General features: G+C 70.5%; 23 protein-coding genes and 1 pseudogene. 8 read left to right on the top strand and 16 right to left on the bottom strand.

The features are described from left to right. The first annotated feature begins 2 nt into the window (after positions 1-2). The gene (locus ACFY6U_RS09985; RefSeq protein ID WP_390036461.1) at positions 3-1,160 is read left to right on the top strand and encodes an acyl-CoA dehydrogenase family protein; all 1,158 of its coding nucleotides are present in this window, start codon (positions 3-5) and stop codon (positions 1,158-1,160) included. A 304-nt stretch (positions 1,161-1,464) separates the two neighbouring features. Further along, positions 1,465-1,578 (top strand): hypothetical protein, encoded by a 114-nt coding sequence (locus ACFY6U_RS09990; protein WP_390036463.1) that lies wholly within the window; start codon positions 1,465-1,467, stop codon positions 1,576-1,578. A 12-nt stretch (positions 1,579-1,590) separates the two neighbouring features. On the opposite strand, the gene ACFY6U_RS09995 is transcribed toward ACFY6U_RS09990, so the two are convergent. From ACFY6U_RS09995 to ACFY6U_RS10025, 7 genes are read right to left on the bottom strand one after another with little or no spacing between them, the layout of a single operon-like run. Then, on the bottom strand, positions 1,591-2,700 hold the full coding sequence (locus ACFY6U_RS09995) for an acyl-CoA dehydrogenase family protein (RefSeq protein WP_390036465.1): 1,110 nt from the start codon (positions 2,698-2,700) through the stop codon (positions 1,591-1,593). Further along, positions 2,697-3,917, bottom strand: a complete 1,221-nt coding sequence (locus ACFY6U_RS10000) for an acyl-CoA dehydrogenase family protein (RefSeq protein WP_390036467.1) — start codon at positions 3,915-3,917, stop codon at positions 2,697-2,699. Before ACFY6U_RS10000 ends, ACFY6U_RS09995 begins: the two co-directional genes overlap by 4 nt. Positions 3,918-3,931: 14 nt before the next feature. Next, positions 3,932-5,080 carry a thiolase family protein gene (locus ACFY6U_RS10005; RefSeq protein WP_390036469.1) on the bottom strand — a complete coding sequence of 383 codons (1,149 nt, stop codon included), beginning with the start codon at positions 5,078-5,080 and terminating at the stop codon, positions 3,932-3,934. After that, positions 5,077-5,547 carry a Zn-ribbon domain-containing OB-fold protein gene (locus ACFY6U_RS10010; protein ID WP_390036471.1) on the bottom strand — a complete coding sequence of 157 codons (471 nt, stop codon included), beginning with the start codon at positions 5,545-5,547 and terminating at the stop codon, positions 5,077-5,079. Before ACFY6U_RS10010 ends, ACFY6U_RS10005 begins: the two co-directional genes overlap by 4 nt. 1 nt (position 5,548) lies before the next feature. Further along, complete coding sequence (locus ACFY6U_RS10015) at positions 5,549-6,460, bottom strand: SDR family oxidoreductase (RefSeq protein WP_390036473.1); 912 nt, start codon at positions 6,458-6,460, stop codon at positions 5,549-5,551. A 23-nt stretch (positions 6,461-6,483) separates the two neighbouring features. Continuing rightward, positions 6,484-7,194, bottom strand: coding sequence for a hypothetical protein (locus tag ACFY6U_RS10020; RefSeq protein ID WP_390036475.1), 711 nt, complete (start codon positions 7,192-7,194; stop codon positions 6,484-6,486). After that, the gene (locus ACFY6U_RS10025; RefSeq protein WP_390036477.1) at positions 7,194-8,516 is read right to left on the bottom strand and encodes a phenylacetate--CoA ligase family protein; all 1,323 of its coding nucleotides are present in this window, start codon (positions 8,514-8,516) and stop codon (positions 7,194-7,196) included. Before ACFY6U_RS10025 ends, ACFY6U_RS10020 begins: the two co-directional genes overlap by 1 nt. Before the next feature lie 159 nt (positions 8,517-8,675). Here ACFY6U_RS10025 and ACFY6U_RS10030 point away from each other — a divergent pair, with 159 nt between their 5' ends. From ACFY6U_RS10030 to ACFY6U_RS10045, 4 genes are all read left to right on the top strand, one after another. Next, positions 8,676-9,755: an amidohydrolase family protein gene (locus ACFY6U_RS10030; protein WP_390036478.1), complete on the top strand. Its 1,080-nt coding sequence runs from the start codon at positions 8,676-8,678 to the stop codon at positions 9,753-9,755. Positions 9,756-9,774: 19 nt separating this feature from the next. Beyond that, on the top strand, positions 9,775-12,234 hold the full coding sequence (locus tag ACFY6U_RS10035; RefSeq protein WP_390036480.1) for a GNAT family N-acetyltransferase: 2,460 nt from the start codon (positions 9,775-9,777) through the stop codon (positions 12,232-12,234). 76 nt (positions 12,235-12,310) lie between these two features. Beyond that, positions 12,311-13,285: an LLM class flavin-dependent oxidoreductase gene (locus ACFY6U_RS10040; protein ID WP_390036482.1), complete on the top strand. Its 975-nt coding sequence runs from the start codon at positions 12,311-12,313 to the stop codon at positions 13,283-13,285. 73 nt (positions 13,286-13,358) lie between these two features. Next, the gene (locus tag ACFY6U_RS10045) at positions 13,359-13,880 is read left to right on the top strand and encodes a PaaI family thioesterase (protein WP_390036484.1); all 522 of its coding nucleotides are present in this window, start codon (positions 13,359-13,361) and stop codon (positions 13,878-13,880) included. Here ACFY6U_RS10045 and ACFY6U_RS10050 read toward each other — a convergent pair. Continuing rightward, the gene (locus tag ACFY6U_RS10050; protein WP_390036486.1) at positions 13,874-15,043 is read right to left on the bottom strand and encodes an acyl-CoA dehydrogenase family protein; all 1,170 of its coding nucleotides are present in this window, start codon (positions 15,041-15,043) and stop codon (positions 13,874-13,876) included. The two genes, ACFY6U_RS10045 and ACFY6U_RS10050, sit on opposite strands and share 7 nt — an antisense overlap. Positions 15,044-15,508: 465 nt before the next feature. Between ACFY6U_RS10050 and ACFY6U_RS10055 the strand changes: the two are divergent. Next, positions 15,509-16,102 (top strand): annotated as a pseudogene (locus tag ACFY6U_RS10055) (transposase); the annotation flags it as partial. A gap of 70 nt (positions 16,103-16,172) precedes the next feature. On the opposite strand, the gene ACFY6U_RS10060 reads toward ACFY6U_RS10055, so the two are convergent. Further along, the gene (locus tag ACFY6U_RS10060) at positions 16,173-16,541 is read right to left on the bottom strand and encodes a MerR family transcriptional regulator (RefSeq protein WP_099946741.1); all 369 of its coding nucleotides are present in this window, start codon (positions 16,539-16,541) and stop codon (positions 16,173-16,175) included. A 117-nt stretch (positions 16,542-16,658) separates the two neighbouring features. Between ACFY6U_RS10060 and ACFY6U_RS10065 the strand changes: the two genes are divergently transcribed. Next, positions 16,659-17,369, top strand: coding sequence for an SDR family oxidoreductase (locus ACFY6U_RS10065; RefSeq protein ID WP_095850112.1), 711 nt, complete (start codon positions 16,659-16,661; stop codon positions 17,367-17,369). 3 nt (positions 17,370-17,372) lie between these two features. Here the strand turns inward: ACFY6U_RS10065 and ACFY6U_RS10070 are convergent, their stop codons facing one another. From ACFY6U_RS10070 to ACFY6U_RS10100, 7 genes are all read right to left on the bottom strand, one after another. Next, positions 17,373-17,495, bottom strand: a complete 123-nt coding sequence (locus ACFY6U_RS10070) for a hypothetical protein (RefSeq protein WP_390036488.1) — start codon at positions 17,493-17,495, stop codon at positions 17,373-17,375. Positions 17,496-17,601: 106 nt separating this feature from the next. After that, positions 17,602-18,069, bottom strand: a complete 468-nt coding sequence (locus ACFY6U_RS10075) for a DUF6069 family protein (protein WP_390036490.1) — start codon at positions 18,067-18,069, stop codon at positions 17,602-17,604. 230 nt (positions 18,070-18,299) lie between these two features. Then, complete coding sequence (locus ACFY6U_RS10080; RefSeq protein WP_390036567.1) at positions 18,300-19,691, bottom strand: aldehyde dehydrogenase family protein; 1,392 nt, start codon at positions 19,689-19,691, stop codon at positions 18,300-18,302. A gap of 121 nt (positions 19,692-19,812) precedes the next feature. Beyond that, positions 19,813-21,048, bottom strand: a complete 1,236-nt coding sequence (locus tag ACFY6U_RS10085; RefSeq protein WP_390036492.1) for a M24 family metallopeptidase — start codon at positions 21,046-21,048, stop codon at positions 19,813-19,815. After that, the gene (locus ACFY6U_RS10090) at positions 21,045-22,406 is read right to left on the bottom strand and encodes a Rieske 2Fe-2S domain-containing protein (RefSeq protein WP_390036494.1); all 1,362 of its coding nucleotides are present in this window, start codon (positions 22,404-22,406) and stop codon (positions 21,045-21,047) included. The genes ACFY6U_RS10085 and ACFY6U_RS10090 overlap by 4 nt, the downstream gene beginning before the upstream one ends. A gap of 39 nt (positions 22,407-22,445) precedes the next feature. Beyond that, a complete protein-coding gene (locus tag ACFY6U_RS10095; RefSeq protein WP_390036496.1) occupies positions 22,446-22,799 on the bottom strand; it encodes a hypothetical protein in 354 nt (117 codons plus the stop codon). Then, positions 22,799-22,987: SRPBCC family protein (locus ACFY6U_RS10100; RefSeq protein ID WP_390036498.1), on the bottom strand; the 189-nt coding region annotated here is incomplete at its 5' end. The genes ACFY6U_RS10095 and ACFY6U_RS10100, both read right to left, overlap by 1 nt.

The raw sequence follows: 22,987 nt of genomic DNA on the forward strand, positions 1-22,987 counted from the left end.
ACATGGACGCGGATGACTTCAGCTCGGTGCTGTCCGAGGTCCGGCGCTTCGTCCGGGAGCGGGTCATGCCGCTCGAAGCCGAGATCGACGAGAAGGACGAGATGCCCGCGGACATCCGCGAGGCGGCCAGGAAGATGGGCCTGTTCGGCTTCGCGCTGCCCGAGGAGTACGGCGGTCTGGGCCTTTCGATGTACGAGGAGGCCCAGCTCATGTTCGAGCTGGGGTACACGACCCCGTCCCTGCGCTCCATGTTCGGGACGAACAACGGCATCGCCGGCCATGTCCTGATGGTCGGCGGCACCGAGGAGCAGAAGGCCGAGTGGCTGCCGAGGGTCGCCTCGGGCGAGGTGCTGGCCTCGTTCGCGCTCACCGAGCCGGACGCCGGATCCGATCCGTCGACGCTGACCACGCGTGCGACGCGGGACGGCGACACATGGGTGATCAACGGCGCCAAGCGGTACATCACCAACGCCCCGCTCGCCGACGTCTTCATGGTCTTCGCCCGCACCGACCCCGACGCCCCGCGCACCCGCGGCATCTCGACCTTCCTGGTCCCGGCCGGCACTCCGGGCCTGACCGTGGCCCCCCGGGACCACAAGATGGGCCAGTTCGGTGCCTGGACCGCGGATGTGTACTTCGACGACGTACGCGTCCCGGCCGCCGCCCTCGTCGGCGGCGAGGGCGGCCTTGACCGGGGCTTCGGCACGGCGATGGGCTGTATCGCGCACGGCCGGGTGCACATCTCGGCGCTGATGGTGGGGATGGCCGAGCGCCTGGTCGACGAGTCGGTGGAGTACGCCCGTACCCGTCGGCAGTCCGGCAGGCTCATCGGGTCCTTCCAGCTCGTCCAGGGCCTGATCGCCGACTCGATGACCGACTACTACACTGGGCGCGCCACGGTGCTGGAGGCCGCTCGCGCCTTCGACGCCGGTACGGACACCAAGATCGGGCCGTCCTGCACCAAGTACTTCGCCAGCGAGATGGTGTGCCGGGTCGCCGACCGTGCCGTGCAGGTCCACGGCGGTGCGGGCTATATGCGCGGGGTCGCCGTCGAGCGGTTCTACCGTGACGCCCGGCTGTTCCGCATCTACGAGGGCACCAGCCAGATCCAGCAGGTCATCATCGCGAAGGCACTGCTGGGCGAGGCGGCTCGCGACTGACCCGGGACGCCGTCCGGCGACTGACCCGACACACAGTTGACGAACGCCAACTCGCCCTGTTCACAAGGACATTGGGCTAATCTCGCGTGCACCGACAGCCGCCGCGTACGTCCACAGGTACGCGCGAGAGACCGGAATTTCCCCTGTCCGACCCGCTGTACAACCGGTCACACGCGGTTGCCCACGCGGCGGTCGGCCTTGAACGAACGGCCACGGGATCCACGGCGTCCGGTGCAACGGGCCGGGCCGCGCAGCGGTGGGGTGTCGGAACCGCCGGCGTACCGGCGGTCAGACCCTGGTCAGCGTGCCGGACGGCTTCTGTCTGGATACGGAGGCCGCGACCTCCGGCCAGGACGGTCAGCGCGTCCAGGCGTGGAGCTGCGCGGGTAACAGCAACCAGGCGTGGAACTGGGGCTGACCGTCCGGCCGTTCAGATGCCGAGTCGGTCCAGCAGCCGCTCGTGGTACACGGCCGGGCCGCCGAACAGCAGCTGTGCGGACTTTGCCCGCCGGAAGTACAGATGGGCCGGATGCTCCCAGGTGAAGCCGATGCCGCCGTGGACCTGGATGTTCTCCATGGCCACGACCATGTACGCCCGTGAGCAGCTCGCATGCGCCACCGCGGCGGCCACCGGGAAGTCCTCGCCGGCGGCGAGCAGCGCCGCCTCCCGGGCGGAGGCCTCGGCGAGTTCCACCTGGACCAGCATGTCGGCGCACTTGTGCTTGACCGCCTGGAAGGAGCCTATCGGCCGGCCGAACTGGTGCCGGGTGCGGGCGTACTCGGTGCTCATCTCCAGGCACCGGCGTGCCCCGCCCGCCTGCTCGGCGGCCAGCCCCACCACGGCGACGTCCAGGACTTCGGCCATGACACGCCCGCCCGCCCCGTCCACGCCGACGGGTGTCGCGGGCACGGCGTCGAGGGTCAGCCGGGCCATCGCCCGCGTGGCGTCCAGGGTCTCCATCGGCTCTGCCGTCACTCCCGGCGCGTTCCGGTCCACGGCGAAGAGCGTCGGCCCGGCCACGGTGCGGGCGACGACGAGCAGCAGATCGGCGGTCGTACCGTCGATGACGAAGGACTTGCGGCCGTTCAGCTTCCAGCCGCCGTCCCCGTCGGGCACGGCGCGGGTGGAGACCATGGCGGGGTCCCAGGAGCCGTTGTCCTCGGCGACGGCGAGGGTGGCCGTGGTGCGGCCGGCCGCGATGCCGGGCAGGTGGCGGGCGCAGGCCTCGCCGTCGCCCGAGGCGAGCAGGGCCTGGGCGGCGAGCAGAACGGTGGCGAAGAACGGCGCGCAGAACAGGGCACGGCCCATCTCCTCCAGGACCACGCCGAGTTCGACCAGCCCGTAGCCGTCACCGCCGTACTCCTCCGGGATCGCGAGGGCGGGCAGCCTCAGCTGGTCGGCGGCCTGGGCCCATACCTCCGGGTCGAAGTGCGGGTCGCTCTCCATGAGCTTGCGCACGGCTTCCTCGGGGGACTTCGCGGCCATGAACTCCCTCAGGGAATACCGGAGTTCCTTCAGCTCGTGATCGTCGGTGCTCATGCGCGTGCCTCCTTCGGCAGGCCGAGGACGCGTTCGGCGAGGATGTTCTTCATGATCTCCTCGGTGCCGCCGAGGATGCGCAGCGCCGGGGTGGCGAGGAGGAGTTCGGCCCAGGCGTAGGTGCCCCACTGGCCGGTGTCGGCGATGATGCGGGGGCCGAGGCACTCCGACACGAAGTGCGCGGCCCGGGTGAGGTTCTGGCCGTACATCAGCTTGGCGATCGACCTCTCCGGGCCGGGGGCGGCGCCCGCGCGCAGGGTGCGCTGGGCGCGGGCGTTGAGGTAGCCGGTGGCCAGGGCGTCCACGAGGAGTTCGGCGAGACGGCCGCGCAGCGCGCGGTCGTCCCAGGTCCAGGTGGCGCGCATGAGTGCCGAGAGGTGGTCCGGGGACAGTGCGGCGGCCACCGGACCGGCGCCCACGGTGCCGACCGTGTTCCGCTCGTTCATCAGCGTGGTCAGGGCGACCGTCCAGCCACCGTCGACCTCGCCGAGGCGGTGGTCGTCGGGGATGCGGACGTCGGTGAGGAAGACCTCGTTGAAGTCGGCGCCGCCGGTCATCTGGCGCAGCGGCCGGACCTCGACACCGGGGGCGTCCATGGGGACCAGGAAGGCCGTGATGCCCTGGTGCTTGGGAGCGTCGGGGTTCGTGCGGGTCAGCGCCAGTCCGATCTGGCTGTGCTGGGCGACCGACGTCCACACCTTCTGCCCGTTGAGCACCCATTCATCGCCCTCGCGTACGGCCTTGGTGGCCACGCTCGCCAGGTCCGACCCGGCGCCGGGTTCGCTGAACAGCTGGCAGGCGATGGCGTCCCCGCGGTACATCGCGGGCAACCACCGCTTGCTGATGTCCGGTTGGGCGTGGGCGAGGATCGTCGGGCCGATCATGCCCAGGCCGACCACGCTCAGGACACCGGTGTCGGGGACGTCGTACTCGGCCTCGACGGCGTCGTAGACCAGATCGTGCACGGGGGTCAGGCCCCGGCCGCCGTACTCGGGCGGGCCGGTGATCCAGCCGAAGCCGTTCTCGTGGCGTACGCGCTGCCACTCCCGTGCGCGCCGCACCTGCTCCCGCTCCTGCTCGGGCGGCAGGCTGCTGAAGTAGGCCATCGAGTCGTCGCCCTCGCCCCAGGTGAAGGCGGCGGGGTCGGGGGCCTTCGCCGCGTGGGCGTCGAGGAAGCGGCGGGCCTCGGCGGCGAAGTCCTGCGTGTCGTGGTCCATGTTCGGCTCCGTGCTCAGGTCGAGAGGATCGTCACCGCCGACACGCCCGGCGCGCCGTACAGGTGGGTGTATCCGACGCGGGGGGTGCCGGGGATCTGCCGGTCTCCTGCCGTACCACGCAGTTGGAGGACGATCTCGTGGATCTGCCGAAGGCCCGACGCGCCGATCGGTTCGCCGTTGCCGAGCAGTCCGCCGTCGGTGTTGACCGGCAGCCGGCCGCCGATCCCGGTGGCGCCCTCGGCGATCAGTCGCTCCTGTTCGCCGTCCTTGCAGAGGCCGTTCTCGGCCATGTGGATGATCTCCGAGCCGGCGTCGGTGTCCTGGAGCTGGGCCACGTCGACGTCCTCGGGCCCGATGCCCGCGCCCTCGTACGCCGCCCTGGACGCGTCCACCGTCGGGCTCTCGACCACCTCCCCCACCGGGAACGACGGGCTCTGTACCTCGAAGGCACCGAGCCGGCGGCTGCGCAGGGCGGTGGAGCGGACCCGGACGGGCTTCCCGGTGTACTTGTGGGCCTGGTCCGCGCGGCACAGCACGATCGCCGCGGCGCCCTCGTCCGGGCCGCAGTACATGTACTGGCGGAGGGGGTAGTTGAGCACCGGCGAGGCCAGGATCTCCGCCACCGACAGGGGCGTCCGCCGCCAGGCCTTCTCGTTCCCGGCCGCGTTGCCGAAGTTCTTGGCCGCCACCCGGGCGAGCGTCTCGTGCGAGATGCCGTGGTCGTGCATATAGCGGTTGATCTTCATGCCGAAGAAGTGCGTGGTGAGGAACAGCCCCGTCTGCCCGTACCAGGACGGGATACCGGCCACGGACGGATCGGCGGCGAACGCGCCGCGCGGGTGCTTGTCCAGGCCGATCGCGATGGTCAGGTCGTGCTCGCCGGTCTCGATCGCGCGGGCGGCCAGCGCGATCGCCGTGCCGGCCGTGGCACAGCCGTTGAACACGCCGCGCAGCGGCACACCGGTCAGGCCGAGCCGGGCCACGATGGCGTCCGGGTTGGCGACCTCGTAGCTGCCGATGTAACCGCCCTGGATCTGCGGCCAGGTGACGCCCGCGTCGGCGAGGGCCAGCCGTACCGCGTCCGCGCCCATGTCCAGCGCGGGCTTGCCGGGGAACCGGCCGAAGGGGTGCAGGCCCACCCCGATGATGACGGCCTCGGTCATGACGTCTCCTCCTCGGACCGGTCGGACTCCTCGGACCGGTCGGACTCCTCGGCCGGGGCGAACGCGAAGGTCATGACCTCGGTGCCGTCGTCCCGCACGGTGTACGGCACCAGGGCCAGCCGCATCTCCTGCCCGATCCTGAGCTTCTCCGGGTCGGGTTCGGTGAGGCGGGCCTCGACGAGCAGCTCGCCGGGGAGCTCGACGTAGCCGACCGCGTAGGGCTCGAAGGCTTCCGGCCCGTCGTACGGCGGGGTGGGAGGGCGGAAGTTCTGGGTGGTGTACGTCCACAGCCTGCCCCGGTCCGCGAGCAGCCGTTCCTTCGACCGAGGACTCGCGCACCGGACGCAGTCAGGGGCTGCCGGGAAGCTCACCAGCCCGCAGTCCGCGCACTCGGAGCCGATGAGCCGCAACGGGGCGTCCGGCCAGGTGAACAGGCCCTCGGCGACAGATTCTTGACGGATCGTCATCTCAGACCCCGTTCCGGTTGCCGAGGGCGTCGGCGTTCGGAGCCGCCTTGGCCACCAGGTTCGGAACGACCGAGGACAGCTGCTCCGGGGTCCAGCGGGACTCCGCGCTCGCGGCGGGGCCGTTGACCCAGCCCTCCAGGACCGTGATGCGGTTGCCCATGACGCCGAAGACCCGGCCGGTGACCTCGCGGGAGGCGGCGGAGCCGAGCCAGACGACGAGCGGGGAGATGGCCTCGGGGGTGAGGTCCTGGGCCTCGGCGGCCTGCCGCATCATCTCGATGTCCTCGGTCAGCCGGGTGAGCGCGGTGGGCGCGATGGCGTTCACCGTCACGCCGTAGCGGGCGAGTTCGGCGGCGGCGATGACGGTGAGGCTGGCGATCCCGGCCTTGGCGGAGCCGTAGTTGGACTGGCCGGGGTTGCCGAAGACGCCGGACGGGGAGGTCGTGTTAATCACCCGGGCGTCGTTGCCGTGACCGGCCTTGGCGCGCTCGCGCCAGTACGCGGCCGCGTGGTGCAGGGTCGCGAAGCCGCCCTTGAGGTGGACGGCGAGCACGCTGTCCCAGTCCTGCTCGGTCATCGACACGATCATCCGGTCCCGCAGGATGCCGGCGTTGTTGACCAGCACGTCCAGGCCGCCGTACGTGTCCACCGCCTGCCGTACCAGACGGCCGGCGCCGTCCCAGGCGGAGATGTCGTCCGTGTTGGCCACGGCCTCGCCGCCGGCCGCGACGATCTCGTCCACCACGGCCTGGGCGGGCCCGGCCGAGGCACCCGCGCCGTCCCGCGCCCCGCCCAGGTCGTTTACCACGACCTTCGCCCCGTGCGCGGCAAAGGCCAGGGCGTGTGCCCGGCCGATCCCGTTGCCGGCGCCGGTGACGACCACGACCCGGCCGCCGACCACTCCTTCGGACATCCTCAACTCCTAGGTGACTCAGTTCAGTTGGCCTCTGCGAGCAGAATCCGTGGGTCCTCGCTGCCACAGCCGCAACGGCCGCCCACGACGCGGCCCGCGATGCCGAGCGGGGTCTCGGGCAGCGGTGAGGTGCGCCCCTCGCCGGCCGCGACGGACAGCTGTCCGTCGCGCTCGCTCACCCGCCACTCGACGGCATCGACATGCGCGCCGCCCCGTTCGGGGCATTCCAGCGCGAGGGCCGGTCCCACGGCCGAGATCACACAGGCGGACACCCCCACCCCGCGCAGCACGGGTACGGCGGGAGGCCGGGCCAGCACGACCGACGTGGACCGGAACATCTCACCGATGTCCGCCGCGCCGGCCAGTCCCTCCAGGGTCTCGGCCGACAGGCCGATCACCGCGTGCGGATCGAGCTCACGGTGGAAGACGGCGGTACGGCGGTGGTCCCAGCCCATCGCCTCCGCGATGCCGTACGTGACGTGCAGCGTGCGCAGGGCGCCGATCACCGCGTGGCCCCAGAAGCCCTCGAATCCGGAGGCGGTGAGCAGTGCCCGCTGCCCGGCGGCGAGGCCGTGCTCGCGCAGCCGTGCGGTGACCCAGTCGGTGTCCCGGGCGAGTTCCGCCCAGGTCATTTCCATGTCGCGGGTGCCACCGGCCGTGGGGAAGCGGACCAGGTAGGCGAGTTCGGGCCGGTCGAGGGTCCTGGCCCGGGCGAGGGTCGCGGCGCGGGCCATCAGTGCTTCACCACCCGGGGGAACTTGGCGACGCTGGTCATGGTCTTCAACAGGTCCTCCTCGGTGCGCATGTCGAGCACCGGCTTGACGCCGGTCCGCTCGCGCACGGCCTCGCCCAGCCGCCCGGCCAGCGCGTCGACGTCGCCGGTGAGCGCGGGGTCGTAGCCGACACGCAGGCGCAGTTCGTCGACCTCGCGGCCGTCCCGGACGATCTGGAACACTCCGGCGACCGTTTCAGGCTGGTCCTCCACCGCCTGCCAGACGTCCCGGAGGACCACCGACCGCCCCTGGACGACCGTCTCGTCGCCGCGCCGGCCGGCCACCCACATCCGGGCGTGGGTCCGTCCGCAGCCGCAGCGGTCCCGTGACATGCGGACCAGGTCCTCGCTTCGGTAACGGATCAGCGGCGCGGCCCGGTTGTCCAGGTCGGTGGCGACCAGCTCGCCGAGGTCGCTCTCCGGTACGTCGCGCCAGCCGTCCTCCCCGACCTCGACGCACTCGGCGAAGACGGTGTCCTCCCAGAGGTGGAAACCGTCGTGTTCACGGCACTCCCAGGCGGTCCCGGTGTCGGCGGCGCTCGTGTACTCGTAGACGTCGATGCCCCAGTCGTCGCGGATCCGCTCGCGCATCTTCCGGCTGAGGGGCTGCCCGGCGCAGGAGGCGCCCTTGAGGGAGGAGAAGGCCTCCTTCAGGTCGACCTTCTCGGCGAGATGCTCCAGCTCCACCATCTGCGGATACATCATCTGGAGGTAGGCCGGCCGGTAGGTGCGCAGGGCCTCGACGACCTCGTGCATCCTGCCGAGCCAGGTGTCGACCTCGATGACCACCGCGCCGAGCGCCTGATAGCCGGGGTCCATGAGGTTGCGGAAGGTTCCGGGCGGACTGAGCACCCGGTCGCCCGGCCTGAGGCCCAGCTCCCACAGGTCCCGCACCTGCGCGGTGACCAGGGGCGGGGCGTCCTGCCAGATCTCGGCGAAGAACTCCGGATCGCCGGTGGTTCCCGAGCTGGAGGAGACCGAGGTCAGTTCCTCCACCGGGACGCAGAGCAGCCCGCCGAAGGGGTCGCCGGTGCGGGCCCGGTAGGAGCGCACCATGTCCTTGGTGATGAAGGGAATCCGTGCCCGGAAGTCCTCCAGCGACCGTATGTCGCGAGGGTGCACCCCGTGACCGTCCCAGAGTTCGCGGTAGAAGGCGGAGTTCGCGTGGGCGTACGCCACCAGCTCCAGCACCCGCTCCTCCTGCTGTGCCCGCAGACGCTCCCGGGGCATGGTCTCCACCTGCGGCTCGAAGTACCTGTCCCCGGCGTGCCCGTCACCCACCATGGCGCCTCCTCGCGGCTCAGTGCCCAGATCTTCCGTCTATCAGCGCAATCAGTCAACTATTTTGACGGATTCAAGTCGAGAGCCCGCACCGCCTTCCATTCCGCCGTTCATACAACTAAAATCGCTAACTGATTACATCCATTGACTCGAAGGGGCGTCATGTCGAAGATCTGGGTCAACTCGGGGGACTCCCATGTCATGGAACCCGCCGACGTGTGGACCGCGAGGCTGCCCGAGCGGCTCGGCGCCCGCGCCCCCCGCAGCGAGCGCGGCGAGAAGTACGAGATGCTCTACATCGACGGCGAGCGCATCGACCGCCAGCTCGGCGACTTCATGGACGCCATGCGTCCGCCGGGCGCCTGGGACCTGAAGGTCCGGCTCAAGGACCTCGACCAGGAAGGCGTCTGGTCCCAACTGGCCTTCCCCTCCATGGGGTTCTGGCTGGTGTCGATCACCGACCGGGAACTCGCCCGGGAGACCGTACGGGTCTGGAACGACTGGGCGCACGAGGAGATCCTGAGCAGGAACAAGCGGGTGATCACCACCGCCTGCGTCTCGACGGCCGACATCGGCGACGCGGTCGCCGAGCTGGAACGGGCCGCCGAGCTGGGCTTCAAGGCGGTCTTCCTGCCGTGCTCGACACGGGAGGGCGAGGAGTACGCCCTGGACCGCTGGGAGCCGCTGTGGACCGCGGCCGAGCGGGCGGGCATCGTGCTCGGCTTCCACATCGGCACGGGCGGCCAGAACGTCGTCTTCCGCGGCCCCGGCGGCGCGGTCGTCAACTACATGGAGACGACCTACCCGGGCATGCGGGTGGTCTCCCACATGGTCGCGGGCGGCGCCCTGGACCGTCACCCGGACCTGAAGATCCTCATTGCGGAGGGCGGTGCCGGCTGGGTGCCGGCCATCGGCGACCGGATGGACGAGGCGTACCGCCAGCACGGCATGTTCGTCCGGCCCAAGCTGAGCCGGCTGCCCAGCGAGATCATCAGGCAGCAGGTGTACGCCTCCTTCCAGCACGACAAGAGCTCGGTGGAGATCGTGGAGTCGACGGGCTACCGCAATGTGATGTGGGGCGACGACTACCCCCACCTGGAGGGGACGTACGGGCACACCCAGTCCACGCTCCAGGACCTGTTCGCCGGCGTGCCGGACGACATCCGCGACCGTGTCACGCGGGGCACCTTCAACGAACTGTTCGACCTGCCCGAGCAGACTCCCCGGGAAGCGGCCGTCTGAGCCGCACGAAACCGCTGCCGTGACCCACTACCCCGAAGACCTGGAACGGCCCGGGCTCGTCAGGACCGGGCGGTCGACGTTCGTCAGACCCGTCCGGCCCGAGGACGCCGACCGGCTGGTCGACTTCGTCGGCAGCCTGTCCCGGGCCACCCTGGCCTACCGCTCCCTCGGCCCGGTGGTCCGCGCCCGCGACGACGTCATCCGGCGCGGCGCGCACGTGGACTACCTCGACGAGCTGGCGCTGGTCGCCCTGGCCGGCGACGAGATCGCCGGACTGGTCCGCTACGTCCGTGATCCCGAGCGGCCCGAGCACGCCGAGGTCACCTTCACCATCCGGGACGACCACCAGAGCGAGGGGTTCGGCAGGCTGCTCCTGGAGCACATCGCCGCCGCCGCACGCGCCCGGGGCATCCGGGTGCTGGAGGCCGACGTCCTCGCCGACAACACCCGGATGATCAATGTGTTCCTCGGCTCCGGCTACCGGGTCGAGAGCGGGCCGCCCGGCCAGATCATCCACTTCGAGATCGCCGTGGACCCGCAGACGCTGGCGGTGGCCCGGGCCGAACGCCGCGAGCACACGGCCGTACGACGCTCCCTGCGGCCGCTGCTCGAACCGCGGTCGGTCGCGGTGATCGGCGCCAACCGCGACCCGCTGACGATCGGCCACGAGATCGTGGCCAACCTGCTGCGGGGCGGCTTCGGCGGCAGCGTGTTCCCGGTCAACCCGCGGGCCGAGCGGATCGCCGGAGCACGGGCGTATCCCAGCGTGCGGGAGCTTCCCGAGGCGCCGGATCTCGCGATGGTGGCCGTGCGGGCCGAGGCGGTGCCCGCTGTCGTACGGGAATGTGCCGAGGCCGGGGTCAAGGCGGTGGTCGTCGTCTCGACCGGCTTCCGGGAGACCGGAGCCGAGGGGCGGGCGACCGAGCTGGAGCTGGCCCGCTTCGCCCGCGCCTCCGGGATGCGGCTGGTGGGCCCGAACTGCATGGGCGTGGTCAACACGACCCCGGCGGCGCGGCTGGCGGCGACCTTCTCGCCCGCCCTGCCGGCACCGGGCCGGGTGGCGATGTCGAGCCAGTCCGGGCCGCTGGGGCTCGCGGTGCTCGACTACGCCCGCCGGCTGCGGCTCGGCTTCTCCGGCTTCGTGTCGGTGGGCCACGCCGTCGACGTCTCCACCAACGACCTGCTGCAGTGGTGGGAGGAGGACCCCGCGACCTCGGTGATCCTGCTGCACGTCGAGACCTTCGGCAATCCGCGCCGGTTCGCCCGCGTCGCCCGCCGTGTCGCACCGCGCAAGCCGATCGTCGCGGTCCACCCCGGCCACGCGGACTCGGCGGCCGCCTCCCTGTTCGCCCAGTCCGGCGTGATCCGCACCCGCAGCCTCCAGGAACTGTTCGACGTCGCCCTGCTGCTCGCCCACCAGCCTCCCCCGCCCGGCAACCGGGTCGCCGTGATCACCAACGCGGGCGGGCCCGCGGCGCTGACGGTCGGGGCGTGCACGGCGAGCGGCCTGTCCGTGCCCCCGCTCGGCGAACGCGCCCGTCACACGCTCCGCGCGGCCCTCGCGCCGCAGGCCGACGTCACCAACCCGGTCGATCTGACCCCCACCGCCACGGCCGCCCACTACCGGCAGGCGCTGGACGCGGTACTGGCCGACGACGGTGTCGACGCGGCCGTCGTGCTGTTCATGCCGCCGCTGGCGGACAAGCCCGACGAGGTGGCGTCGGCGATCCTCGACGCCGCCGCGTCCCGGCCCGAGAAACCGGTGGTGACCAGCTTCCTCGGCGGTGCGGGCGTGGCCGATCTCCTGCACCGGGGCGACCTGGTGATTCCGACCTACACGTTCCCCGAGGCGGCGGCCGCCTCTCTCGGACACGCGGCGGCCTACCAGGCCTGGCGCAGCACCCCGGCAGGCGTCGTCCCGGATCTCGCGGGCGTCGACGCCGAGCGGGCTCGCGCACTGGTCGCCGCCTGCGCCCCCGGTCCGATGCCGGAGCCGGCCGCCGCCGAACTGCTGGGCGCGTACGGAATCGCCGTGGGCGCCGCCGAACCGGGCCCCGGACCCGGAACCGAACCGGCCCCCGGCACCGGGCCGGAACCGGCCGCCGCACGGACCGCGTTCCTCACCGTCGGCGCCGATCCGGTCTTCGGCCCGGTGGTCTCCTTCGGCCTCACCGGCGACTACGCCGACCTCATGGCGGACGTCGTCCATCGCGTCACCCCGCTCAGCGACCGCGACGCCAGGGAGATGGTCCGCTCGCTGCGCGCGGCACCGCTGCTGGACGGCCGGGCGGGCGGGCCCGGAGTGGATCTGCCGGCCCTCGAGGAGACCGTCCTGCGGATCTCGGCGATGGTCGACGACCTCCCCGAGATCGAGGCGCTGGAACTGCGCCCGGTACGGCTGTTGCCGCCCGGCGACGGGGTGGCGGTGGCGCACGCCACGATCAGGATCTCGGCCGAACCCGCAGGAGGCCTCGCATGACAGCAGGAAGACCCCCACGGCATCGGGCGACCCCGCATCACGGCAAAGCGTCACGTACGACAGGAGGAAGCCCCTCATGAAGGTGGGTGTCTACTTCGACCTGCGCAACCCGCCACCGTGGCAGCGAAGCTGGTCGCGGGTGTACGGGTTCGCCCTGGAGATGTGCGAGGAGGCGGACCGGCTCGGCCTGGACTCCGTCTGGTTCTCCGAACACCACGGCTTCGAGGACGGCTATCTCCCCCAGCCACTCACCATGGCGGCCGCCGCAGCGGCCCGCACCCGGCGCGTGCGCCTGGGCACCGCCGTCATCCCGGCACCGCTGCACGCGGCTCCCGAGATCGCCGAGCAGGCCGCCCTCGTGGACATCATCAGCGACGGCCGCGTGGACCTCGGGCTCGGCACCGGTTACCGGGTGCCGGAGTACCGGCTCTACGGAGCCGACCTCGCCAAGCGCTACACCACGACCGACCAGCGGGTGCGGGAGATCCGGGGCCTGTGGGCCGAATCCCTGGTCACGCCCGGCCCGGTCCAGGACCCGCTGCCCATCTGGCTGGGCTACCAGGGCCCCCAGGGCGCCCGGCGGGCCGGCCGGCTCGGCACCGGGCTGCTCTCCCTCAACCCGGCACTGCTGGCGCCGTACCGGCAGGGGCTCGCGGAGAGCGGGTACGAGGTGTCGGCGGGCCGGATGCAGGGCTCGTTCACCACGTTCGTCACCGAGGACCCCGACCGCGACTGGCCGGTGGTCCGCAGGCATCTGGCGTATCAGTGGGACAGCTACCGCCGCTACATGGTCGAGGGGACCGGCCAGCCCGCCCCTCGCCCCATCGACCCCGAGAAGTGGCGGGAGACCGGGCTGCGCGCGACCGGCGTGGGACAGTTCCTGTACGGCACACCGCAGGAGACCGCCGATGCCATCAAGGCGTATGTGGCGGGCCTGCCGGTCGAGGGGGTTTTCCTGTGGGCCTCGCTGGCCGGGATGCCCGAGGAGATGGTGGCCCGCCAGGTCCAGCTGATCGCGGGGAAGCTGCGCCCGCTGCTGGCCGATGTCTGACACGCCGGCGCCCAGAACCCCGACGCCCGACACCCCGACGCCCGTCCGCCCGCCCCGCAGGAGGAGCCACACCATGTCCACGACGACACCGACGGGCCCCTGGGCGGGCGCCGACTTCCAGGAGCCGCCCCGCACTCCCGGCGGAGTGGCCCTCTGCGGGGCGTGCCGCGCCGCGGCTTCCTGCCGGCTGGGGGTGCAGCGGGAGCGGCTCGACGCGGACGGGGCGGCCGTGTTCGAGCTGTCCTGCCCACGGGACCAGGAGGGCGGGCCCGATGTCGCGCACGGTGGCTGGACGGCCGCCGTCCTGGACGACTGCCTCGGCCATCTGCCGCTACTGCACCGGGTGTTGAGCGTGACGGCGGAACTGACCGTGAGCTTCGTGAAGCCGGTGCCGGTCGAACGGCCGCTGGAGGTCCGGGCCTGGGTGGAGAAGCGGGAGGGCAGGCGCTGGTACATCGCGGGCGAGATGGTGCTGCTGCCCGCACGTGCCGTGCTGGCCCGGACCTCCGGGATCTGGGTGACCCGGGACCCGGGCCACTTCGCACGGCACCAGGAGTGGCTGGCCGGACAGGACAGGGCCGGCGAGGCTCAGTAGGACCTGAGCCCCATGCTGCGGGCGATGCCGTTGCGCTGGATCTGGCTCGTGCCGCCGGAGATCGTGGCCACGATCGACTCCCGGTAGCGGAAACTCATGACGCTCTCCGTCGAGAACCCGTGCCCCGCGCACACCTGCATCCCGAGCCGGGCGGCCGCCACATACGTCTCCGAGCCCTTCAGCTTCGCCATCGAGCCCTCCCGTGTGCAGGGCCTGCCCTGGGCGAGCAGCCAGGCGGCGCGGTAGGCGAGCAGCCGGGCGGAGTCTATTTCGGTCTGCAGGTCGGCCATGGCGTGGGCGAGCGCCTGGAAGTTGCCGATCGGACGGCCGAAGGCGTGCCGGGTGCGGGCATAGTCGAGCATCTCGTCGAGCGTGGCCTGGGCGGCGCCCAGATATCCTCCGCTGATGATCACCTTCTCCAGCTCGATGTTGGAGAGCATGACCTTCCAGCCGTCGTCGCGCGGGCCGACGAGGCTCTCCTTCGGCACGAGCGCGTCGTTGAAGAAGACCTCGTTGGTGCCGAGGATGTGCCGCGCGAGGGTCGGCGTGCGGCGCACCTCGACACCCTTTGTCGACGGATCGACGAGCAGCAGGCTGATACCGCCGTGCTTGGGTTCGCGGGGTCCGGTGCGCACATAGGTCGCGATGGTCGTGTCGGGCAGGCCGGCGCCCGTGCACCACGCCTTCTGGCCGCGGACGAGGAAGTGGTCCCCGTGATCCTCGGCGGTGGTGCGCAGCGCAGCGGCGTCGGACCCGCTGTCCGGCTCGCTGAGGCCCACGGCCAGTCGGTGGCGCCCCGTCATCACCTGTTCGCGGATGAATTCGCGCTGCGCGTCGTCGCCCCACCGGAACACCGTGATCCCGGGAATGAGTACCCCGATGTAGCACATGGCGACGTCGAAGCTGGCCCGTCCCAGCTCCTCGGCGATCAGGATGAGCTCGACCGGCCCGCCGCCGTCGCCGCCCTCCGCCTCGCTGAAGGGGAGCGAGAACCAGCCCAGGTCGGCCATCCCCCGGAACAGCTCGGGTGGTACGACGCCCTCCTCGTCCCACTGTTTGGCCTTCTCGGCCGGGCACACGTCGGCGACGAACTGCCGTGCCGTCGCGCGCAACAGGTCCTGCTCGTCGGTCAGCCCGAAGTCCACGGCCGCTCCCTGCACCATTCGGCATTCATCTATCTAATTATTCTATGTTAGCTGATACAGCGAGTTCCCTGTAGAGGTCTGCCGAGGCACTCCATCCACGGTCCGGGGGGCGAGGGAGGCGAGACCCGGCACCAGGTCGTCATCACCGTCAGCCGCCCACCCGGCGCGGCCAGCGCCACGCCACACACGTCGTCGCTGGCGCCGGACCTCCCGAGGTCCTCGGCGTAGTCGCGAAGCGCATCGCCCCGTACTTCCGGATACGCTCCACCTTCGGCAGCCCCTGCTTCGCCGTCCACTTCTCTTTGTAGACCTCCGTCAAACGCTCGATGGCCAAGTCCTGGTTCACGAACCCGAACTCTTCCACCTGCTTGCCGGCGGCCGACCGGTACCGGATCACGTAGGGGGCGGGGGCACTTCGCCCACCGCGGGCGCTGGTGCCCGCACTCCTTGAAGAACGACCCCATGCTGGGCATGGCCGAGCAGGTCCATGGGCTGGCCGTGCAGGCGTACGACCGCATGATCGGCCTCCAACTCCGTGAGCTGTCCGTCGACGGGTGCATCACCAAGGCTCCCTGCGGCAGCGAGAGAGCCGGACGTTCCCTGGTCGACCGGGGCAAGCAGGGCCTGAAGCGCTCAGTGGCCACCGAAGCCCGCGGCGTCCCGATCGGTCTCGTCTCGGCCGGGGCCAACCGTCATGACTCCCCGCTGCTCGTGCCCACCCTGGAGGCCGCGAAGAAGCAGATCGGTGTGTTTCCCGAGCAGGTCAACGTCAACGTGGACCGGGGATATGACAGTGACAAGACCCGAGCCGCGCTCGAGAAAATGGGCTTCACCGGCGAGATCGCCCGCAAGGGCGTGCCCGCACCGATCCAGGCCGGCAAGAGGTGGGTCGTGGAGCGGAGCCACGCATGGATGAACGGCTTCGGCAAGCTCCGCTGCTGCACCGAGAAGCGCCAGTGCACTGTGGACTTCTACCTCTACCTGTCCGCCGCAATCGTCACGCTCCGCATGCTCATCCGCCGCGCGACCCCGTTCTACCGCTGGGACGGACAGCCCACCACCAAGAGACTCAAGTGACGCCTGCTGACGGGCGTCCGTCTGCGTCGGGGGGACAAGCACTGCCGCACGCCTGGGGAAGGCGCGCTGCTCAACGAGGGCAGGGCCGGCCCGCGCTCCTGGCTGTAGAGGCCGTGGTGATGATGGCGTCGAGCCGGTCCCGGGTTTTCACCAGGGTGCTGACCTGCGTATCGATGCGGTCCCGCTCGGCCGACAGCCGGTCGAGCAGCGCGGGGGTCACGTCACCGGTCTCGACGCACGGCAGCAGTTCCAGGATCGCCCTGCTCGGCAGCCCTGCGGAGTACAGCTGCTGAATCAGCTGGACGCGGTCGACCGCGCTGTCCGGGTACTGCCGCTGGCCGCTGGGGCTGCGCGCCGAGGCCAGCAGGTCCTGCTCTTCGTAGTAGCGCAGTGCCCGCACGCTCACGCCCACCCTTGAGGCCAGCTCACCGATACGCATCAACGCCCCCTCCATGACCTGGATCACATTCCTTGCCTCTGACGTCAACGTCAGGTTCTAGCGTAGCCCGTGAACAGCCCGGACAGGAATCACCTCACCACTGCCAGGAGACTCCCCATGAAGATCACCGGTTCCGTCGCCCTCGTCACCGGCGCCAACCGCGGCATCGGCAGGCACTTCGCCCAACAGCTCCTGCACCGGGGCGCCACCAAGGTCTACGCGACCGCGCGCACCCCCCACCTCGTCGACCTCCCCGGTGTGGAGGTACTGCGGCTCGACATCACCGATCCGGCTTCGGTCGCCGCCGCGGCGGGCGCGGCCTCGGACGTCACCCTCTTGATCAACAATGCCGGCGTCTTCACCCAGCAGAACCTCGTCACCGGGGACCCCGAGAAGATCCGGCTGGAGATGGACACCAACTACTTCGGCACCCTCAACGTGGTCCGGGCGTTCACTCCCGTCCTGGCCGCCAACGGCGGCGGGGCCATCCTCAACGTCCTGTCGGCAATGTCCTGGCTCGCCTACGACGGGGCCAACGCCTACAGCGCGTCGAAGGCGGCGGCGTGGAGCCTCACCAACGGCATCCGCCTCGAACTCGCGGGCCAGGGAACCGCGGTGACGGGCCTGCACCTGGCCAGCACCGACACCGACATGATGGCCGGGTGGGACGTGGAGAAGAACGACCCCGCCGATGTCGTGCGCGCCGCCCTCGACGGTATCGAGGCCGGGAAGATGGAGATCCTCGCCGACAACAACTGCGTCCAGCTCAAGGCGGCCCTGTCCGCCGACCCGAGCGTGCTCTATCCGCAGGCGGTTCCCGCCGCCTGACCCTTAGACAGGAGTGTCGGAGAACGAGTTCACCGTCCGGGCCTGGGTGAACAGGGCCGCCTGGGCAGCCTCGTCGATGGGGGCGAGTTGGGTCGGGAAACCTTCGGCGGTCGCAGCCGTCGTCATAGCACAGGCCTTAGTTCGTAGGTGTTGAGAAAATCAACGCCACAGGCCGAGCGACGCATCACCCCCGGTGAAAGCTCCCGGTGGGTGATGGGTGGGCGGCCGTGAGTCAGTTTCGGGGCGTGTCGTTCAGGGGCAGGGCGCGGTGGTAGGCGGCGACGGCCACCGCGGCGACCGCGACGTGCATGAGCACCAGTCCGATGATCCCGGCGGCATCGGCGTGCGGAATGTAGTCGCTGACGAGCATCAGCAGGTCGGGGACGAAGGAGATGACCACGACGGCGGGGACCAGCCAGGACAGCAGGGCGCGGGGCCGGGCCGACCACCGGCGGATCACCGCCCATCCGACTGCGCCGATGATGACGCCCAGGACAGTGAAGGTGACGTATGGCCCGGGCTGGAGGGGCTCGAAGTCGTCGGAGGCTCCGGCCGCGCGGGAGACCAGGGCGATCAGCGCGTCGGCGATGATCGCGGCCACGGTGCCCGCGATCAGCCATCCCGCGGATGCGGCCCGGCTGGGCGCGGAGCGTATGGATCGCGCCGGTGCAGGGGTGGCGGAGGAAGGCGTGGTGGACATGGGAAGACTCCTTCGGTGACGGGCGGTCGGCCGCTTGGGGCCCTGTGTTCCACCCGGGCGTCAGGCGGTTTTCGGAAGCGGCTGCGTACACCACCCGCCACCTACACAGCATGTGCGGGTTCAAGAGCCGGATCGACTACGGGAACGAGTACTGGGCCGGACCCACCGTGGGACTGGCCGCATAGGAAGGGCTCCACACTTCGACGGGATTGACAGACGCCGGCTGCTCATCAACCGCGGACGACGTGCAGCACCTTGGTCTCGGTGTAGGACAGCAGGCCGGCCAGGCCGCCGGCCACGCCAAGGCCACTCCACTTGTGCCCGCTGAAAGGCACGCCGGGTGCCGGCAAGGCGTGCGTGTTGACCCAGGAAGTCCCGCATTCCAGCCGGGCCGCGACCGCCGCGGCCCGCTCCGGGTCCGCGCTCCACACCGAGCCGTCGAGCCCGAAGTGGGTACGGTTGGCCCGGGCCACCGCGTCCTCGACGTCGTCGTACGGGATCACCGGCAGAACGGGCCCGAACTGCTCCTCGTCGACGACGCGCACGCCGTCCTCGAGATCCCTCAGGATGGTCGGCGCGAAGAAGGAGCCGTCACCGTCCAGGCGCCGGCCACCGGCGGCCGCGGTGGCACCGCCGGCCAGCGCGTCCGACACCAGCTCCTGGACCCTGGCGAACTGCGGCGCGGTGGCGAGCGGTCCCATCTGGACGCCGGGGAGCATGCCGTCGCCCACTTCGACCGACCGTGCCCGGTCCGCCAGGGCGTCGACCACCTCGGTGTACCGGGCGCGGGGTACATAGAGACGTTTCATCGCCGCGCAGATCTGCCCGCAGTTGACGAACGCGCCCCAGAACAACTTGTCGGCCATGGCGTCGAGGTCGACGTCGTCGAGGACGATGCCCGCGTCGTTGCCGCCCAGTTCCAGGGTGAGGCGTTTGAGGTCGGGCGCAGCCGACGCCGCCACGTGCTTTCCGGCGGCGACCGAACCCGTGAACGTCACCTTGCGGACTACGGGGTGTTCGGCGAGCTGTGCACCCAGCGGGTCCCGGCCGCTGATGACGTTCAGCACGCCCGGCGGCAGCACGTCGCGCAGAACGACTCCGAGTGCGAGCGAGGACAGCGGCGTGAAAGGAGACGGCTTGAGTACCACCGTGTTGCCGGCCAGCAGGGCCGGCGCGAATTTACTCGCGGCGAGGATCAGCGGGACATTCCACGGGGTGATCGCCGCGACCACGCCCATGGGCTGGTGCAGCACCTCTATCCGCTCCTTGTCGTCGTCCCGGATCACCTCCCGGGGCAGGTCGAGGGCGGCCGTGCCCCGCAGGGTCAGCGCGGTCGCCATAACCTCGAAATGCGCGTCGGCCAGGGGCTTGCCCTGCTCCATTGTGAGCAGGGTGGCGAGGTCCTCGGCGCTGTCCTCGATGCGTGCGGCCGCGGCCAGCAGCGCGCTGCGGCGAGCGCCGATGTCGTCGCGCCAGAGCGGGAAGGCGTCGGCGGCCGCTTGCACCGCGTCGTCCAGCTGAGCTGGTGAGCACTCGGGGGCCTGGGCGAAGACCCGGCCGGTGGCGGGGTTGCGCACCCCGAAGGTATCGACAGTGTGGACGTCCTTGCCGCCCACTGTCATCGGGTGGTTTTGCTCGGACACGGTGTCTCCTGGAGTGTGGGGCGGCCGGTGCCGTCAGGAATATGAGGAGCGTGGCGGGGAGATCAGCGAGTACCGTGGTCGGAACGGGGTCCCAGTTCCGTCAGGACACGACGTGCATGCGGCAGGGAACGGCGTTGAGCTCGTCCGGTCCGTTCTCGCCGACGACGACGGTGCCGCCGATGTTGACACGGTGCTGTCCCGTACAGGCGTTGGGTTCAAAAGCGAATGCCATGCCTGGGACGAGTTCCAGGTCGGAGATCGGCTCGACGGTACGGAAGACACGGCGGGTGTCCTGGCCGGGGATCTGTTCGGCGTTCAGAGCGATGTGCCCCGCGAAGGCCGCGGGAGTGAGACTGTGTACCAGGGGGGTCATGTTGTAGTGGCCGGCCTTCAGGAGGGGCTCGCTCATGGCCTTGGCCAGGTCGAGGAAGGCGGCTCCCGGACGCAGGGCCTGGAGTCCGGCGTCGTAGCAGTCGCGCGCGACGTCGTGGAGCGTGTGCAGCACCTTCGGCACCGGCTCGACGGCGACGGACATCTGGACCTGTGTCTCGAACCCGCCGTAGCAGGACATGATCTCGGCCTGGACCAGGTCGCCGGGCTCGACTGTCCGGGAGGGGCCGCCGGCGTAGGTCCAGTAGGGCGGCGCCCAACCGGGGTCGTCGGCGCCGACGCTCATGATGACGTGCGGGTAGGTCGTGGTGCACGAGTTACGGTGCAGCACCTCCACGACGGCCGCGTAGATCTCGGCCTCGCGCACGCCGGGCCGGATCATCTCCAGCATGGTCTGGCAGGCTTCCTCGGCCGCCCGGGCGGAGTGGCGGACCAGTTCCAGTTCCTGCGGCGTCTTGGGCAGCATCGTCTGGGCGAAGTCGAGGGACATGTCCTCGAATTCGGCGTCGGGCAGGTTGTTGAGGACGTAGTCCCACATCATGTGGGTGATGAGGCCCTCCATTTCCCCCGCAGAGCTCCCGGTCATGCCGACCACGCCGATACGACTCGACGTCAGTCCCTCTTCGGTGAGTGCCTGGACCACCCCGCGGCCGAACGGACCGACACGTACATCGTCGATCCAGAAGCGCACATCCCGCATGTTCGCGGCCAGGCGGCGGGTGTAGCGGTGATGGGTCCAGGTGAGGTGGACGGGGTCGCGGTCGGCGAAGAAGACGACCACACCGTCGAGGACCTCGTTGGCGAGGTAACCCTCGTACCGCTCGCGGCCCTTGAGGCCGAAGACGAGCAGACAGTCAAGGTCCTTGTCCCGCATGAAGGCACGCGTGCGCTGCCAGCGCAGCTCACGAGCGGCGAACGGGAGAACGGGATACTCGTTGGCGGTCATGCCCCTGCCCCTTCGACGGATCCCCCGACGGCGGCCTCGGCGAGGTCGCTCTCCAGGATTTTCGGATCGGCGCCTGCCGCCTCTGCCACATCCCGGTAGTACTGCAGCCAGTCGGTGCCCTCGGGGACGTGGCCGCCGCCGGCCATGAGGCCGCGGGTGAGCTCGGTGTCGTCCACGGTGGCCGGGAGCTCCCCGGTCGCGGCGTATGCGTCGACGGCCTTGAGGATGCGCCGCCGCGTCCGGCTGATCATCAGATCCGAGGCGGACAGGTGCTCGAAACTCCGGTCCACGACCGGTCCCATGCTCTCCGAGATCATCTTGTCCTGGATCTGGATGCCCTGGACTCCGGAGTAGTTGCCCTTCGCCTGGGCGTCCCGGTCAAGGAAGTAGTCGTTTTCCTCGGACGGTGTGAGCCGCCCCCTGCCGTACCAGTCGCCGCTGTTGGGCTGGAGCAGGTCGGCCATCCGCACCACGACGCCCGGCAGCTTCGCCAAGGGGGCCAGGAAGATCGACTTGCCGTCCACCAGCGCCCGCGGCCGGCTGAGCTGGAAGATCATGGAGTGGGTGTCGTCCATCGGCAACCAGAACCGCACGACGGGCTCTTCAGCATCGAAGGCGTTCTGACCGGGGATGGTCCAGGACGGCAGCAGCTGCTGGGTGTAGTGCCAGTAGTCGGGAGCGCAGCTGTCCGGCCTGCGGTGGCCCTCCATGGTGCCCCCGACGGTGTTGACGACCTTGGTCTCTACAGCCCTGCCGGTGGTGAGCCACTTGATGACGAAGTGCTCGCCGGCGTCCTCGGGGTCGTGGCCGCCGTGGTGGAGGAAGGCGAGGTGGGCCGCGTCGATGTCACCCTCCATGCCCTGGAGCCAGTTGCACTCGCGCAGCCACATCTGGATCTCCAGCTCCTCGTCATCGGCGACCACACCGATCACGGGCAGCGGCGGGGGATCCTCACGCGACCCCATGTAGATCCAGACGAGGCCGTTGCGCTCCCGCACCGAGTAGGCCTTGGCCCGCACGCGGGTGGGCACGCGTCCTCCCGCGCTGCTCGGAATGTCGATGACGCGGCCCTCCACGTCGAACATCCAGCCGTGGTAGGAGCAGCGCAAGCCGCCTTCCTCGTTGCGGCCGAAGAACAGGGAGGCGCAGCGGTGCGGGCAGCGGTGGTCGAAGATGCCCATCCGGCCGCCGCTGTCGCGGAAGCCGACCAGACGTTCACCCAGGGCCATCAGGCGGACCGGGGCGCCGTCGGCCTCGAACTCGGAGGACCTGGCGATCGGCATCCAGAACTGGCGGAAGAACTCTCCGGTCGGACTGCCGGGGCCGACCTGTGTCAGCTTGGCGAAGGTGTCAGTCATGAAGCGGTCCGTCTCTGTGCGGGATACGGGATTCGCGTCTCACCAGGCGCGTGCGGGCCCGACCAGGTTCATCCTGTCCAGCGGATACAGGTCGCTGACCTCGGGTGTGGCCCAGCCGAGGTCGACGGGGTGGGTGACCTCGGCGAAGGTCAGTGCCAGCTCGAAGAGGGCCTGCTCCCGCGGGGGCATGTCGTCGAGGGGGAAGGCGGTGAGATGGTTCACCACCGCTTCGATACGGGGGAGCATCGCGGCGCACAGGTCGCGCAGGTCCTCGATGTCGGCAGCGACCATCGCCTCCATCCGCTCCTGTGCGTCGCGCAGGCGCCACCGCTCCAGGAAGCGCTCAAGGTCGGCGAATCCTTCGGGAAGTCCCGCTGCTGTGGAGAGTTCCATCACTTGGCTCCGATCAGTTCGTCGATGAGTCCGTAGCGGTGCTGGAGCGCGAACTCCTGGAGGGAGAGGTAGACGTCACTGATGGCACCCGATTCGAGGCCGCGCTGGACGTCTTCCATGGCGGCCAGGTCCTCCCGGGACACGGTGTACTGCAGGGCCCGCGAGTACGCCTGGGCCAGGCGGTCGCC

Origin of the sequence: Streptomyces sp. NPDC013157, from assembly GCF_042899865.1 — a bacterium.
GTDB lineage: Bacteria > Actinomycetota > Actinomycetes > Streptomycetales > Streptomycetaceae > Streptomyces.

Bases quoted from the DNA above. Each gene is read 5' to 3' on its own strand.
- ACFY6U_RS09985 (WP_390036461.1), top strand. From the start codon at position 3: ATGGACGCGGATGACTTCAGCTCGGTGCTGTCCGAGGTCCGGCGCTTC.
- ACFY6U_RS10025 (WP_390036477.1), bottom strand. From the start codon at position 8,516: ATGGTGGGTGACGGGCACGCCGGGGACAGGTACTTCGAGCCGCAGGTG.
- ACFY6U_RS10045 (WP_390036484.1), top strand. From the start codon at position 13,359: ATGTCCACGACGACACCGACGGGCCCCTGGGCGGGCGCCGACTTCCAG.
- ACFY6U_RS10095 (WP_390036496.1), bottom strand. From the start codon at position 22,799: ATGGAACTCTCCACAGCAGCGGGACTTCCCGAAGGATTCGCCGACCTT.
- ACFY6U_RS10020 (WP_390036475.1), bottom strand. From the start codon at position 7,194: ATGGCCCGCGCCGCGACCCTCGCCCGGGCCAGGACCCTCGACCGGCCC.
- ACFY6U_RS10030 (WP_390036478.1), top strand. From the start codon at position 8,676: ATGTCGAAGATCTGGGTCAACTCGGGGGACTCCCATGTCATGGAACCC.
- ACFY6U_RS10070 (WP_390036488.1), bottom strand. From the start codon at position 17,495: ATGACGACGGCTGCGACCGCCGAAGGTTTCCCGACCCAACTCGCCCCC.
- ACFY6U_RS10005 (WP_390036469.1), bottom strand. From the start codon at position 5,080: ATGACCGAGGCCGTCATCATCGGGGTGGGCCTGCACCCCTTCGGCCGG.
- ACFY6U_RS10000 (WP_390036467.1), bottom strand. From the start codon at position 3,917: ATGGACCACGACACGCAGGACTTCGCCGCCGAGGCCCGCCGCTTCCTC.
- ACFY6U_RS10080 (WP_390036567.1), bottom strand. From the start codon at position 19,691: ATGACAGTGGGCGGCAAGGACGTCCACACTGTCGATACCTTCGGGGTG.
- ACFY6U_RS10090 (WP_390036494.1), bottom strand. From the start codon at position 22,406: ATGACTGACACCTTCGCCAAGCTGACACAGGTCGGCCCCGGCAGTCCG.
- ACFY6U_RS10075 (WP_390036490.1), bottom strand. From the start codon at position 18,069: ATGTCCACCACGCCTTCCTCCGCCACCCCTGCACCGGCGCGATCCATA.
- ACFY6U_RS10065 (WP_095850112.1), top strand. From the start codon at position 16,659: ATGAAGATCACCGGTTCCGTCGCCCTCGTCACCGGCGCCAACCGCGGC.
- ACFY6U_RS09995 (WP_390036465.1), bottom strand. From the start codon at position 2,700: ATGAGCACCGACGATCACGAGCTGAAGGAACTCCGGTATTCCCTGAGG.
- ACFY6U_RS10010 (WP_390036471.1), bottom strand. From the start codon at position 5,547: ATGACGATCCGTCAAGAATCTGTCGCCGAGGGCCTGTTCACCTGGCCG.
- ACFY6U_RS10060 (WP_099946741.1), bottom strand. From the start codon at position 16,541: ATGCGTATCGGTGAGCTGGCCTCAAGGGTGGGCGTGAGCGTGCGGGCA.
- ACFY6U_RS10085 (WP_390036492.1), bottom strand. From the start codon at position 21,048: ATGACCGCCAACGAGTATCCCGTTCTCCCGTTCGCCGCTCGTGAGCTG.
- ACFY6U_RS10040 (WP_390036482.1), top strand. From the start codon at position 12,311: ATGAAGGTGGGTGTCTACTTCGACCTGCGCAACCCGCCACCGTGGCAG.
- ACFY6U_RS10015 (WP_390036473.1), bottom strand. From the start codon at position 6,460: ATGTCCGAAGGAGTGGTCGGCGGCCGGGTCGTGGTCGTCACCGGCGCC.
- ACFY6U_RS10050 (WP_390036486.1), bottom strand. From the start codon at position 15,043: ATGGTGCAGGGAGCGGCCGTGGACTTCGGGCTGACCGACGAGCAGGAC.